The organism is Bacillus sp. FJAT-27225 (genome assembly GCF_001685025.1).
In the GTDB taxonomy this organism is placed as follows: Bacteria; Bacillota; Bacilli; order Bacillales; family Cytobacillaceae; genus Bacillus_D.
The window spans coordinates 184,163-197,065 of sequence record NZ_MAYU01000024.1 but is presented as its reverse complement, the minus strand read 5'-3'; the positions used below and the strand labels follow the sequence as shown (position 1 = coordinate 197,065).

Sequence of the window (12,903 nt, the reverse complement as noted above, 5' to 3'; positions counted from 1 at the left end):
CCCTTTCACTGCTAGGCTTGTTCGTTATGGCCCTTATTCCCGCCAGTATAATAGCCGTGTTCCTGGGCAATAAAGTCAAGATGGATAGAATTTAAATCCAGCATCGCTGGTGAAGGCTTTTCAATATATTGGCGAGTGTCAATAATCTTAATATAGCCATGGCATTTATCACATGCCTGGATTTGGGATACTGAATCTCCCTCAACCGTAATAAATTTCATGGAATCATGATCATCATTGCCGCAATGGGAGCAGGTAATCCTTTTATCGTGCCAGTGTGCCAGGCAGCGCGGACAGTGAAGTTCCTTCTTCCCTTCCCCTTCAAGCTGCGCCAGCCTTACTGGTTCGCCGCACACTGGGCAGCCCGCTCCATGAACGCCTGAATGAAGGCCAGGCTGCGCCTTTTCAGCTGCAAGCTGCAAATACGGGCGTACAGCAGTTTCGGCAAGAAAATGAGGAATCCACTTTTCCACACCATGTTGCTCCGCAAAATCAAAGAAATACATATCGTTAAACGCAAGCGCCTCATCAACCCAGCGCCGCGCAGTATTTTCATCAATCAAATTGCTTGAAAAAGTGAGTTTATCTTCCATGCTCTGATTATTCTTCACCAACAATGCCTTCAATTCCTCTATCCACTGTAGAAATAGTGGAATATCAAAATCAAAAATCGCTACGGCTGCCAATGGCACCCCTTCAGATAAAGAAGTTTTATCCACCTTTACATTTACTGCTCGTTCGCTAAGGCTAGCTTTCCATTTTTCTTGCAGACTGATAATCTCTTTTTGTAAATTCAAATACTCTTTGGATACGACGGATGTTTTCACCCTGTGCACCTCTTTTCATGTATTGTACTGCTGAAGGACAATGCCTTCTTTAAGGTTATATCTATAATTATAAAATTAAAGAGAAAATACAATTCGAGAATTGTCCAGCTTCACAAGTAATGCTTCGGCAGCATAAGCACCGCACGAAGCAAAAGTGCTCTTCTTTTGCGAGGAGCGCCTAGCCAGTTTTCACCTAGAATTAGCATCCCTGTGTATCTTGTAACAATCATGGCTTGGGAAAAGCGATGATTGTTACAGCTCGAGGTCTTAAGCTGGTCGGGGCTGACCGGGGCGCTTACGCTTTTCTTAGAAGGAATGGCTGCCTTTACAGACAGCCATTCCCCTTTTTGCTTTTATTGAAGCGCATACAAGTATTTACTCTTATTATGCACCTTTGTGTTTTTTCTTGTCCAGCTTATCAAGGTCAGGGAAGTTACCTTTCTTCACTTCTTCATCATACCAGTCGGCATAGTGACCCTTTGCCCACCGGGCTGGGACCTTTCCAGTCACAACTCCAGTCCAGCCTGGGCGGGAATGCTTATGGATAACACTAAGATAGATGTGCCCCACAATTACTGCAATTCCTAGTGCGAAGCCGACGTTGTGAAGGAAGTAACCCCATTGCACAAGTGCCTTTGGGAAATAGGCAGGGAACCACATTGTAAACCCTGATCCAATAACCAGAATGGCACAGAACATCTGGAGAATTGAGTTGATTTTTTCACCAGCGTTAAAAAATGTTTGTCTGACATGGTCAAACTTGAAACCGAATAGTTCCTTTACAAAGTTCCCGAAAAATGCCATGTCTCGTTTTTTCCATGTAATTAATTCCTTCATCCAAAGCATAAACCACTTTGGACTAAAAATTAACAGGATAAAGGTTGGCAGTATGAAAGCAACGGCGAAAATTCTGTGCAGCAAACGTGCTCCCTCCGGTCCGCCAAGGACTGGATAAAGCCAGTCGAAGAATTCGGTGTACATAGGCAAAGCGGTAATATAGAGCGCAAAGAACGCAATACCATTTATCGCATGAGCCCAGACAAACGCCTTAGGAAAACGGCGGATTTGTACATCACTCATTTTCTGCTTACTCATTGCTGTCACCACCATTCTCATGTTCGGCAACTTCTGTCTTCTTGCTTACAATTTTATTGGTTACAAACGCTCCTACTAGCGCCATGGTCGTCGCACCCAGCATCATCTTGCCAAGTGGCTGGGCGTAGTCCTTCCAAAGGACAGCTGAAGTAGGGACTTTAGGATTTTCAGGCAAACCGTATACAGATGGCTTTTCAGCAAGGACGTAAACAGTATGGGTACCGCCTACTCCCTGCGGGTTGTAAATCATAGCATTCGGGTAGCGTTCCTTGATTTCACTCAAGCGCTTTTCTGCCTTTTTGATCATTTCGTCTTTGCTGCCAAACTCCATTGCCCCAGTGTGGCAAGTTGTTACACACGCTGGCTGAAGGCCTTCTTCAATCCTGTCTGTGCACATTGTACATTTATGGGACTTCTTATATTCCTTGCCGTTTTTGTCGATATACGTTTTTAACGATATAACATCGAACGGGCAGTTTTGGACACAGTATCCGCAACCTACACACTTTTCCTGGTCAATGACAACTGTCCCAAATTCAGTGTAGGAAATTGCATCCTCAGGGCAAACCTTTTCACAAGCCGCATCTGTACAATGGAAGCAGGCAGAGTGGCGGAACAGGTAATCAAGATTGCCTTTTGAGTCTTCATGCTCAATGTATTGCAAAACATTCCATGTATCAGCGGTAACCTTTGGATGTGACTGGACGCTGCCCAGGAAATCCGTTTCCTCTGCAGGAAGGTCATTCCAGTTCTTGCAGGCTACCATACAGGCACGGCATCCATCACATTTGGTGACATCAACATATTTTACAAATCCTGGCATTAGCCCTTCCTCCTTACGTCACAAAGGAATGCTTTATACTCTGGGATGGTTGTGTTGGCATCGCCGATATGCGGTGTCAAATGGTTTGCCGAATCCCCTGTTGCGTATCCTTTGTAACCAAAATGCCAAGGCATGCCAATATGATGGACCTTTTTGCCTTTGATTGTATATGGCTTGAAACGTTTTGTAACCATGGCGTAGGCTTCAACTTTTCCACGGGCTGATGTAACAATTACTTTGTCCTTATTCTTTATGCCTTTTTCTTTTGCCAGTTCCTCACTGATTTCTACAAACATATGCCCTACAAGCTCGGACAGCCATTGCTGGTTCCGTGTCATGGATCCGGACTGCCAATGCTCGCTCACCCGATAGGTTGTTGCAACAATTGGGAAATCTTTGTTATCGCCTTTAAGGTTAAAGTCGCCTTCAAAGATTTGGACTGCAGGGTTTAAGTTTTGCTTCGAGAATAGATTGGAAATAGGACTTTCGAATGGCTCATAGTGCTCAGGGAAAGGACCTTCATTCAGGCCAGCAAAAACCCCTGCGACTCCATCCTTCAGCATGATAAACGGATTTTGTCCGCCCGGATCGGATGGCGCCCTGTCGGCTACAAAGTCAGGAACATCGTTTCCGACCCATTTTTTCTGGGCAGCATCCCAGCTGATAACTGCTTTTTCCTGGCTCCATGGCTTGCCATTCAGGTCGGCAGACGCACGGTTGTAAATGATACGGCGATTCATCGGCCACGCATAGGACCAGTTCAGGAAGTTCGGGCCGCCTGTTTTCGCATCACGGTTTTTCGCCCTGTTCTTGCCTTCTTCAGGGTAGAAGCCTGAATAAATCCAGTTACCGCTTGAAGTTGTTCCATCGTCCATCAGTTTGCCAAAACCAGCTACCAGCTTGCCGGTTGTGAGATCATAGCCGTTAATTTCCTTACAGACAAGGTCTATATCAGGATGGTTTCCTTCGCCAAAGTTCCAATAAAGCGCATTGATTGGCTGGGCAACTGGCGTATTTTCATTTTTGTACAGAGCCTTAATCCTTGTTGCAAACTCATGGATGATTTCAAGGTCTGCCTTTGCTTCTCCCCTGGAATCGATTGCTTTCCAGCGATATTGCATCCAGCGCGAGCTATTCGACACAGACCCTTCTTTTTCAAATGAAGCCGATGCTGGGAGCAGGAATACTTCTGTTGCAATCTTATTTGGATCGGCGCCAGCTTCCTTTTTCCAAAATGCAGACGATTCTGTTTCCCACAAGTCAACTGCCACTAGCCATTTCAGGTTGGCAAGCGATTCTTTCTCTTTGCCAGCATTAGGGCCCCCTACAACAGGGTTAGTCCCAAATAGGAACAATCCATCGATTCCCTTGTTATACATGGCATGGAACAGGTTGATATGGGAGTAGTTTTTATTGCCTTTTGGCAGGTATTGATAACAAAATTCATTTTCCTTCGTAGCATTCGGGCCGTACCAGGCCTTCAGCATACTGACCAAGAATTTAGGCTTGTTGCTCCAGTAGCCTGTTTTAGGCGTTTCTTTTTCGTTGTAGCCAGCAAGAGTTGCATGTTCTGGAACAGTCGCTTTTGGCACTCCAACGTAACCAGGCAGGTCCCCGTAAAGAAGGGCGAAGTCTGTTGATCCCTGTACGTTTGATTCACCGCGCATTGCTGCAAGACCGCCTCCAGGAATCCCGACATTGCCGAGAAGAAGCTGAAGTATCGCCATTGCACGGACGTTTTGCGAGCCGACCGTATGCTGGGTGATACCCATTGCATACATAATGACACCTGATTTGCCTACCTTGCCAGTTGAACAGAAAGCTTCACAAACTTTCAGGAAGTCTTCCTTAGGAGTACCAGTTGTTTCAACAATTTTTTCGATTGTGTAACGGGAATAGTGATTTCTCATCATTTGGAAAACGGAACGCGGATGTTCAAGGGTTAAATCCTTGACCGGTGTGCCATCTTCATTCGTTTCAAAAGCCCATTGTGTTTTATCATAACTGCGCTTTGCTTCATCATAGCCAGAAAAGAGGCCATCATTGAAGTCGTAGCTGTCTTTGAGAATAAATGAAGCGTTTGTATATTTAGCAACATACTCTTTGTGGATCAAGTTGTTGTCGATTGCATAATTGATCATTCCTGCTAGAAAAGCGATATCCGTACCTGAACGAAGGGGTGCGTAAACATCTGACATTGCGGAGGACCTTGTGTAGCGTGGGTCGACCGAAACAATTTTCGCTCCTTTTTCCCTTGCCTTCGTTAGCCATCTGAATGAAATCGGATGGTTTTCAGCAGGGTTTGCCCCCATAATCAGGGCACAATCGGTATATTGCAGATCATTCCAATGGTTAGTCATTGCTCCACGACCAAAACTAGGTGCCAGACCGGCAACCGTAGAACTATGTCATATTCGTGCCTGGTGTTCGAGATAAACGACGCCAAGCCCTCTCATCAGTTTCGCGAGCAAATAGCACTCTTCATTGTCGAGCGCTGCTCCGCCCATACTTGCAATTCTTTCTGTCTTATTTACAGTTATGCCATCTTCACTTACAACAAAGGATTGATCACGGGTTTCTTTCGTACGCTTGGCAATGGTTTCATACATCCATTCCCAGTCTTTCTCTTCCCAAACATCGCTTCCCGGTGCACGGTAAAGCGGTTTGGTCAAGCGTTTTTCCGAAGTATAAAGCTGCCTTAAGGTTGTTCCCTTAGAGCAAAGTTTTCCTTCATTGATTGGGTTGTCCGGATCTCCTTCTGTGTATACGACAGTATCATTTTTGGTATGCACAAGGATACCGCACCCCACGCCGCAAAAGCAGCAAATGGTTGGCGTTACTTTTGCATTGGCTGTTTTCAGCTCTTTCGATTTCGCATGGGCTTTCTTTTCATCGAAGCCCAGCTCCACGATGGCCAATGTAGCTGCTGTGGCGCCAGACAATTTTAAGAACTGCCGGCGATTCAGGTTGATTTCAACCATCTCTCTGTCTCCTTCCCTTAATTAACTAAAGCATCCCTTAATTCCCCGAAGTGAATAGCATCAATGATGTTTTTTCCCTGAGTAATTCCCCCTTTCAATTTACTTCTGCAGCAACGGATTCTCTGAGATCACTGCGGACCCTTCCAGCAGAGGTATAAATAACAGCCATTTTCCCCCTTAAATAGCCCACTACTTCTATATTTAAATATTTGGCTAGTTGGATAGCCTGCTTTGTGGCGGCTGTCCTTGAGCCGATAACGGCGAAGCCAAACTTTGCTGCCTTGGATAGCATTTCATAGGAAACACGTCCAGTTGTAAGAAGGATTAAATCCTCGGGGTTAAGCTGGCTGCGGATTGCATAGCCAATGATTTTATCCACGGCGTTATGCCTGCCGATGTCTTCCCGGATCACTAAATTGCCTGCCTGGTCAACAATGCATGCCCCATGCATGCCTCCTGTCTCCAAATAGAGCTCGGAAGCCTGTGCAAATTCAGCACGTTTCTTCAACAAATAGCTTAAGGAATATAGTTTATTTGAGCGGTTCTTTTCGAACTGCTTTACATCTGTCATTGAGAAAAAAGTAACTCCCCGGCCGCACCCGGCAGTATAATGCTTCTTTTTCGAGAACATCTTTTCGCCATCGAAAGAATTATTCAATGTGACCTCGAGTGTTGCAGTACCTTCATGAAACTCTACATGCTTTATATCATTTGCCGTATCAATCATTCCCTCTGAAAAGAGATAACCATACACCCAGTCTTCCAAATCAGATTTCGTTAACTGGAAAACGGCAATTTCATATCCGTTGACTGCAAGATTGATGGGATATTCTTCAGGACAGCTTTTCCTGTTCATTGTCCTTCCTCCTTTTCCGTCCGGTGCCATTTCACCTATCTTCATTGTAGAAACCCCCGGCGAATGCAGCAGTGATAATTCTCACTCCTCTGAAAAATGGGCCCTTTCTTTGAAAACCCTTGCAATTCAAGGCTGGCGCAAGTGTGACTACTAAAATTTATATTAAAAACGGCCAATAAAGTGGTTTATATTTGACAGATTGATTGCACTTTTGTGTCTAAGATTTGTATATTTTGTGACTCCCAAAGATAATAACCGTGAAGATAGAAATAATAAGGCAGCGTTTTCAAACATTGCATTGCTGCCACTCTTACGGTGTATAAATAGATTAAGCTTGATGGTTTTTTTACGCAGTAATATTTATCACGTTACCGGTAATTAGACACAAAATCGTAACAATCCACCCCAACAGTGGGGATATGAGCCAATCCCAACTCTTAGTGATAAAATGCCAATGTTCTATCCTGTGTATTGATATGCTGCTCCCTTTTCTTTACAAAGGGGGCTTTAACTGAGTAAAATGAGGTGTATAAAAATTTAGTAGATCCAGGGAAAGAAAAGATACACCCTGGTTGACCTGTAAAAGGAGGCAGCATTTATGTCGATTAAAAAGGTTATGACACTTGCCGGTTCAGATACAAGCGGAGGCGCCGGGATTCAAGCCGACCTAAAAACATTTCAGGAGCTTGGTGTTTACGGCATGACCGCTTTGACAACCATCGTCACCATGAAGCCTGAAGGATGGCACCACGAGGTTCACCCGCTGCCAGTCGAAACGCTAAAAAAGCAACTGGATACAATTCTTTCGGTTGGTATTGATGCAATGAAGACAGGTATGCTTGGAACTGTCGAAATTATCGAGCTAGCTGCAAAGGTTATAAAAGAGCACAAATTGGACAAGGTTGTCATTGACCCTGTTATGGTCTGCAAAGGAGAGGATGAAGTCCTTAATCCTGAAACAACCGATGCAATGCGCGAGTTGCTTGTCCCAGTTTCTACTGTTGTCACCCCTAATCTTTTTGAAGCTGGGCAGCTTGCCAAAACCGGCCCAATCCGGACGATGGACCAGCTGAAAGAAGCTGCTGCCACCATTCACGACCAAGGGGCAAAGTATGTTGTCATTAAAGGCGGAAGCAAATTCGACTATGAAGGCGAAGCAATCGATCTCCTTTATGATGGCAAAAACTATCACCTTTACCGGACACCAAAAATTGGTACAACCTATACACATGGGGCAGGCTGCACCTATTCTTCAGCCATTGCAGCCGGCCTTGCGAAAGGCTTGGAAGTCCAGGCTGCAATTGATACAGCTAAGCTGTTCATCACTGAGGCCATCCGTGAAGGCTTCCAGCTTAATGAATATGTGGGACCGACCTGGCAAGGTGCTTATCGGAAAACCCAAAACAGTTAATCGACAAGGGCCTGGAAAAATTCCAGGCCCTTTCATTTGATTCAATTAGTGCATGGCCTTCGCATTTCAGAGCCAACTTTAGTATGATAAACAATATTAAACTGCATAAATAATCTTGGCAGACATCTGCAGAAAGGGGAGTTAGATGGAACCAGTTAACGCAAATAAAATCCAGGCCGCAATAAACAAATATTGCGGGCAGGAAGTATATATACATCTGGAAACGACCAATGGCGCCTATGCTTCACACAATGACCAATCATTCTTTTCCTCAGGCGCGTATATCCGCAATGCCAAGGTCCAATATGACTATGGAAAAATTACAGGTAACGGTCCATACAGAGTAGGGTTGAAAATTCCATTCGGCTGGGTTTACGCAGAAGGAATAACACATTATGAGGTTGATGAAAAGGGCAGGCTGCTGATGGCAGGACACGATTTTAGCGGCAAGCTTGCAGTTGCTCTTGAAATCAGCCCGGCACCGTTTGAATAAAAAGGAACAACCTAGGCTGGAGAAGAAGAGCCGGCCGACAAAAGGAGAGATAGTATGGAGAAAGAACGCCATGTACTTGTCGTCTTTCCGCACCCGGATGATGAGGCTTTTGGGGTATCAGGGACGATTGCTTCCCATGTAAAAATGGGAACCCCAGTAACATATGCATGCCTCACTCTTGGAGAAATGGGGCGGAATATGGGGAATCCTCCCTTTGCAACGAGAGAATCCCTTCCCTCTATTCGCCGTAAGGAACTTCAGGAGGCAGCGCGGGTACTTGGAATTGAGGATCTGCGTATGCTCGGATATAGGGATAAGACTGTTGAATTCGAAGATGAGGCAAAGCTGGCAGCAAACATCGCCTCCATTATTGAGGAAACAAATCCATCCCTCATCATCACTTTTTATCCTGGTTACTCCGTTCACCCTGACCATGATGCAACAGGAAGGGCAGTTGTCAGGGCAGTAAGCGGGTTGCCAAAGGAAAAAAGGCCGAAGCTTCACTGTGTCGCATTTTCCAACAATTGCGTTGAAGAGCTTGGGGAAGCAGATATTGTCCATGATATTACACCGGTAGTGGATAAAAAGCTCGCAGCAATCAAGGCCCATATATCGCAAACATCCTGGACTATTAAGGATATGGAAGAAAAGTTGAAGAACCAAGATCCTCAAATGATGGTCTGGGTCAACAATGAACGATTTTGGACATATGAATTGGACTAACAGAAAACCGGATCAGCTCAGCTGTCCGGTTTTTTAGTGCATCTTTTTCAAAGTTAAAGCGATGGCCCTGTTCCTTCCATTGAATCTTTCAAGTATATCATTTGATTCCCATCTTCTTTTTTAAGCATATTAACAATTAATCGTTTCGTCAGCATCATCTTCAGGCCAGTCGTTTTAATCGTTGCCTCAAAGTGAGCGTTTGTTCCATTTTCTGCTTGGTTAAACGTGTAGCTGTAAGTGGTCTGGAGACCATTTACTTCACTTCGGTAAGAAAAGCGTTTATTTTCTTCATTTTCGAGAATTTCAAGTTCAGTGGTTGTCTCACGGCCGCGAATGAGCCGCGTTTCTACCACCTTATCGCCTGGTTTCAACGGCTCTTTTCCTGGCTTGTCTATTTTGACTATGTTTGGCATAAACTCGGGCATGTTTTCCATGCTGCTTACATAGTGGTAAACTTCTTCAACTGGTTTATTAATGACGACACTTGATTCAAAATCGGCCAAATTCATTGCACCTCTCTCAATAACGTTAGACATTATTATAGCCTTTTTAATTGATGATTTCCTTGATTGGGGCTGACTCTGTTTCTTTTTTTCCAGTGAGGGGTAAATTTTAATAGCCAAATACAAGCCTAGGAGGTAAACTTTTTATCATTCAAAAGGGGGAGTTCCTTTGCTAAAAAAAATCTGTTTTCCCTTGCTTTTCATTGTATTGCTTGCTTCGGGATGCAACTCAGGCCCGGAATACACGGTTACCCTTATGCAGCCGCTCTATGCTTCAAATGAGGAAGTTCCGTTCACCATTCGAGTCACAGAAAATGATAAGCCGGCAAAAGGCCTGGATATTGTAGCAGAAACGGATATGGTCCAAATGGCTCACGGTGCCTCTCAAACCAGGTTTAAAGAAGAAAAGGATGGCGTCTACTCGGGCACTGTTAAAATTCCTATGACAGGAAAATACAAAATTGAGATGACGATTAAAAACGGTAATAAGGAAACGAAAAAAGAGATGGAATATACAGTAAAGCCAGCACAATAATGATCAGCAATGTCAGCCCCAATCATCCCCAGCCAAAAGCCGGGGCTTTTTTGTCGAAAAATATATTTTTTAAAAATAGTAGGTTCACTTCATTTAACGGAGCGACTATCATATAATGAACTTGAACAATGAGTGATTACTCACTCTGTTCTCCTTACTAAAGAGAGGTGGGCGTCAATGGGCTCTGAACCAATCGTTTCTATTAAAGATGTCTCTAAATCATTTGGCCGCCAGCAAGTCTTAAAGAATATTAATCTCGAAATCAGACGCGGAGAAATCTTTGGGTTGCTTGGTCCTTCGGGGGCAGGGAAAACGACAATTGTCCGGCAGTTGATTGGCCTTGAAATTCCTACGGAAGGGGAGAACTGGCTTTTCGGCGAAAAAATGCCTTCACTTAAACTGGTTGAAAAAGCCGGTTATATGTCGCAGTCAGATGCGCTTTATGCTGAATTATCGGCAAAGGACAATCTCGAATTTTTTGCGGCATTGTATGGCCTAAAGGGAAGGAAACGGCAGGAGCGAATTAGGGAAGTCATGGATCTGGTCCAGCTCGGAGATGACTTGAACAAACCCGTTTCGGCCTTTTCAGGAGGAATGAAAAGAAGGCTTTCACTTGCGGCAGCCATGCTGCATGAACCGACTCTATTAATCCTTGATGAACCAACCGTGGGTATCGATCCCGTTCTACGTAAAGGTATTTGGGATCAGTTTTATGAGCTGAAGGAAGCCGGAACAGCGATTATTGTTACGACCCATGTTATGGACGAAGCAGAAAAATGTGACCGGCTTGGAATGATCCGGAATGGTGAATTGATTGCGATTGGTACTCCAGGCGAACTGAAAGCGAATACGGGAACAGAAACAATTGAACAAGCATTTCTTGTTTATGGGGGTGCCTTCTAATGAGGATACGCGCACTTATTATCCGGATTCTTAAGCAATTTTTCCGCGATAAACGAACAATGGCGTTAATGATCCTGGCTCCGATTTTAATTCTAACTATGCTGAACCTTGTTTTTAACGGCAAGGATTATATTCCTAAGGTAGGACTCGTCGACATCCCAGAACAGCTCAAGGAACAATTGGATCTTTCGGATGCTGAAATAAAGAATTTTGACTCTGAACCAGCCGCCAAACAGGCCCTAAAGGACCGAGAATTGGACGGATATTTGATATTTGAAGGCATCAAACCATCAATTTTACTCGAAGGAAGTGACCCGACGGCGAATAGGGCTTTCATGCTTTGGCTACAGTCTGCTCTTGCTCCGGTTATGCCAAAAACTGAAACACAGGCATTTTCGGTAAAATATATGCATGGTTCCGAATCTATGAGCCAGTTTGATTATTTTGGCCCTGTCCTGCTGGCATACTTTGTATTTTTCTTTGTATTTTTGATAGCTGGTGTATCTTTCCTGAGGGAACGAACAAGCGGCACTCTAGAAAGACTGCTGGCTAGCCCGCTTCGAAGGTGGGAAATTGTACTCGGATATGTGCTTGGATTTGGAATCTTTACCACCATCCAGGCAGCCATCATCGCCTGGTACGGTATTTATATTCTTGATATGCTTATGGAAGGGTCATTCCTCCTCGTTCTTGTGACGACCCTGCTGCTTTCCCTTACCGCCCTGACACTCGGGATCCTGCTTTCAGCTTTTGCGAATAACGAAATGCAAATCATCCAATTCATTCCACTCGTCATCGTACCACAGGTGTTTTTTTCAGGGTTATTCAACATTGAAACAATGTCCGATTGGCTTAGCTGGATTGGACCATTGACTCCTCTCTATTATGCAGCTGATGCAATGCGTGATGTCATGGTGAGGGGATACGGACTAGGAGAAATTTATCCTGATTTGCTGCTTCTATTTGGATTGTCAATTCTGTTCATGGTTTTGAATAGTATAGCGATTCGAAAGCACCGAAAAATATAATGAAGGAAGGGAGGGGATACGATGGCTGATATTGACACATCCATCGAAGATCTTTTTGAAGAAGGGGAAATGACAGAAAAACAAAGGAAAATTCTGATTGCTGCCATTGAGTCTTTTTCCCAAAAAGGCTACGCTGCAACATCCACAAATGAAATTGCAAAAAAAGCCGGTGTTGCCGAAGGAACAATCTTCCGACATTACAAAACCAAAAAAGATTTGTTGATTAATATTGTATCACCTGTCATGGCAAAACTCGTGGCACCTTTTGTTATAAGGGACCTTGAAAAGGTCCTCAACAAAAGGTTCGAAACCTACGAAGAGTTCCTTCGCGCCATGTTCATCAACCGCCGTGAGTTTATAGAGAAAAACAGCAACATTATCCGAATTCTTGTCCAGGAGATTCCATTCCAGCCTGAGCTGCGGGAGCAATTCAAGGAACACGTCGCATCCAGGCTATATGAACGGTATACAAAACTTGCAGACTACTACAGGAAAAAGGGGGAAATCATCGATATCCCCACACCGAGCGCACTAAGGTTGACCGCATCCTCCATTATTGGCTTCTTTATAGCCAAATACTTATTCTTTGAAGAAGGACACTGGGATGACGATACAGAAATGGAGCGCACGATCCAATTTATTTTGCATGGGCTTGGCACTTCAAAGAAGTAATCATTAGAGCCTGCCGAAATGATTCGGCAGGCTGCACTTTTTTAGATCATTTT

The 12,903-nt window shown here is 44.3% G+C and carries 13 protein-coding genes; 7 read left to right on the top strand and 6 right to left on the bottom strand.

Translation table 11 applies throughout. The features are described 5' to 3' along the window. Positions 1-11 precede the first annotated feature (11 nt). From A8F94_RS21990 to fdhD, 5 genes are all read right to left on the bottom strand, one after another. Positions 12-827 carry a formate dehydrogenase accessory protein FdhE gene (locus A8F94_RS21990; protein WP_066205746.1) on the bottom strand — a complete coding sequence of 272 codons (816 nt, stop codon included), beginning with the start codon at positions 825-827 and terminating at the stop codon, positions 12-14. A 384-nt stretch (positions 828-1,211) separates the two neighbouring features. Continuing rightward, on the bottom strand, positions 1,212-1,922 hold the full coding sequence (locus tag A8F94_RS21985) for a formate dehydrogenase subunit gamma (RefSeq protein WP_066205744.1): 711 nt from the start codon (positions 1,920-1,922) through the stop codon (positions 1,212-1,214). Further along, positions 1,915-2,745, bottom strand: a complete 831-nt coding sequence (locus tag A8F94_RS21980; protein WP_066205742.1) for a 4Fe-4S dicluster domain-containing protein — start codon at positions 2,743-2,745, stop codon at positions 1,915-1,917. The genes A8F94_RS21985 and A8F94_RS21980 overlap by 8 nt, the downstream gene beginning before the upstream one ends. Next, positions 2,745-5,717 carry a formate dehydrogenase-N subunit alpha gene (fdnG, locus tag A8F94_RS21975; protein WP_139070159.1) on the bottom strand — a complete coding sequence of 991 codons (2,973 nt, stop codon included), beginning with the start codon at positions 5,715-5,717 and terminating at the stop codon, positions 2,745-2,747. Before fdnG ends, A8F94_RS21980 begins: the two co-directional genes overlap by 1 nt. Positions 5,718-5,820: 103 nt before the next feature. After that, positions 5,821-6,582, bottom strand: coding sequence for a formate dehydrogenase accessory sulfurtransferase FdhD (gene fdhD, locus A8F94_RS21965; RefSeq protein WP_066206113.1), 762 nt, complete (start codon positions 6,580-6,582; stop codon positions 5,821-5,823). Between the two features lie 598 nt (positions 6,583-7,180). Here fdhD and pdxK point away from each other — a divergent pair. From pdxK to bshB2, 3 genes are all read left to right on the top strand, one after another. Beyond that, a complete protein-coding gene (gene pdxK / locus A8F94_RS21960; protein ID WP_066205735.1) occupies positions 7,181-7,993 on the top strand; it encodes a pyridoxine/pyridoxal/pyridoxamine kinase in 813 nt (270 codons plus the stop codon). 145 nt (positions 7,994-8,138) lie between these two features. Then, positions 8,139-8,486, top strand: coding sequence for a YojF family protein (locus A8F94_RS21955; RefSeq protein WP_066205733.1), 348 nt, complete (start codon positions 8,139-8,141; stop codon positions 8,484-8,486). A gap of 54 nt (positions 8,487-8,540) precedes the next feature. Further along, a complete protein-coding gene (gene bshB2, locus A8F94_RS21950) occupies positions 8,541-9,209 on the top strand; it encodes a bacillithiol biosynthesis deacetylase BshB2 (RefSeq protein WP_066205730.1) in 669 nt (222 codons plus the stop codon). Between the two features lie 53 nt (positions 9,210-9,262). On the opposite strand, the gene A8F94_RS21945 is transcribed toward bshB2, so the two are convergent. After that, on the bottom strand, positions 9,263-9,745 hold the full coding sequence (locus tag A8F94_RS21945) for an SRPBCC family protein (protein WP_077247861.1): 483 nt from the start codon (positions 9,743-9,745) through the stop codon (positions 9,263-9,265). A gap of 136 nt (positions 9,746-9,881) precedes the next feature. Here A8F94_RS21945 and A8F94_RS21940 point away from each other — a divergent pair, with 136 nt between their 5' ends. The 4 genes from A8F94_RS21940 (at position 9,882) to A8F94_RS21925 (ending at position 12,850) form a co-directional block, all read left to right on the top strand. Next, positions 9,882-10,247, top strand: a complete 366-nt coding sequence (locus A8F94_RS21940; protein ID WP_066205727.1) for a FixH family protein — start codon at positions 9,882-9,884, stop codon at positions 10,245-10,247. 177 nt (positions 10,248-10,424) lie between these two features. After that, positions 10,425-11,150, top strand: a complete 726-nt coding sequence (locus A8F94_RS21935) for an ABC transporter ATP-binding protein (protein ID WP_066205724.1) — start codon at positions 10,425-10,427, stop codon at positions 11,148-11,150. Further along, on the top strand, positions 11,150-12,178 hold the full coding sequence (locus A8F94_RS21930; protein ID WP_066205722.1) for an ABC transporter permease: 1,029 nt from the start codon (positions 11,150-11,152) through the stop codon (positions 12,176-12,178). The genes A8F94_RS21935 and A8F94_RS21930 overlap by 1 nt, the downstream gene beginning before the upstream one ends. Positions 12,179-12,199: 21 nt before the next feature. Further along, on the top strand, positions 12,200-12,850 hold the full coding sequence (locus tag A8F94_RS21925; RefSeq protein ID WP_066205718.1) for a TetR/AcrR family transcriptional regulator: 651 nt from the start codon (positions 12,200-12,202) through the stop codon (positions 12,848-12,850). The last annotated feature ends 53 nt before the right edge of the window (positions 12,851-12,903 follow it).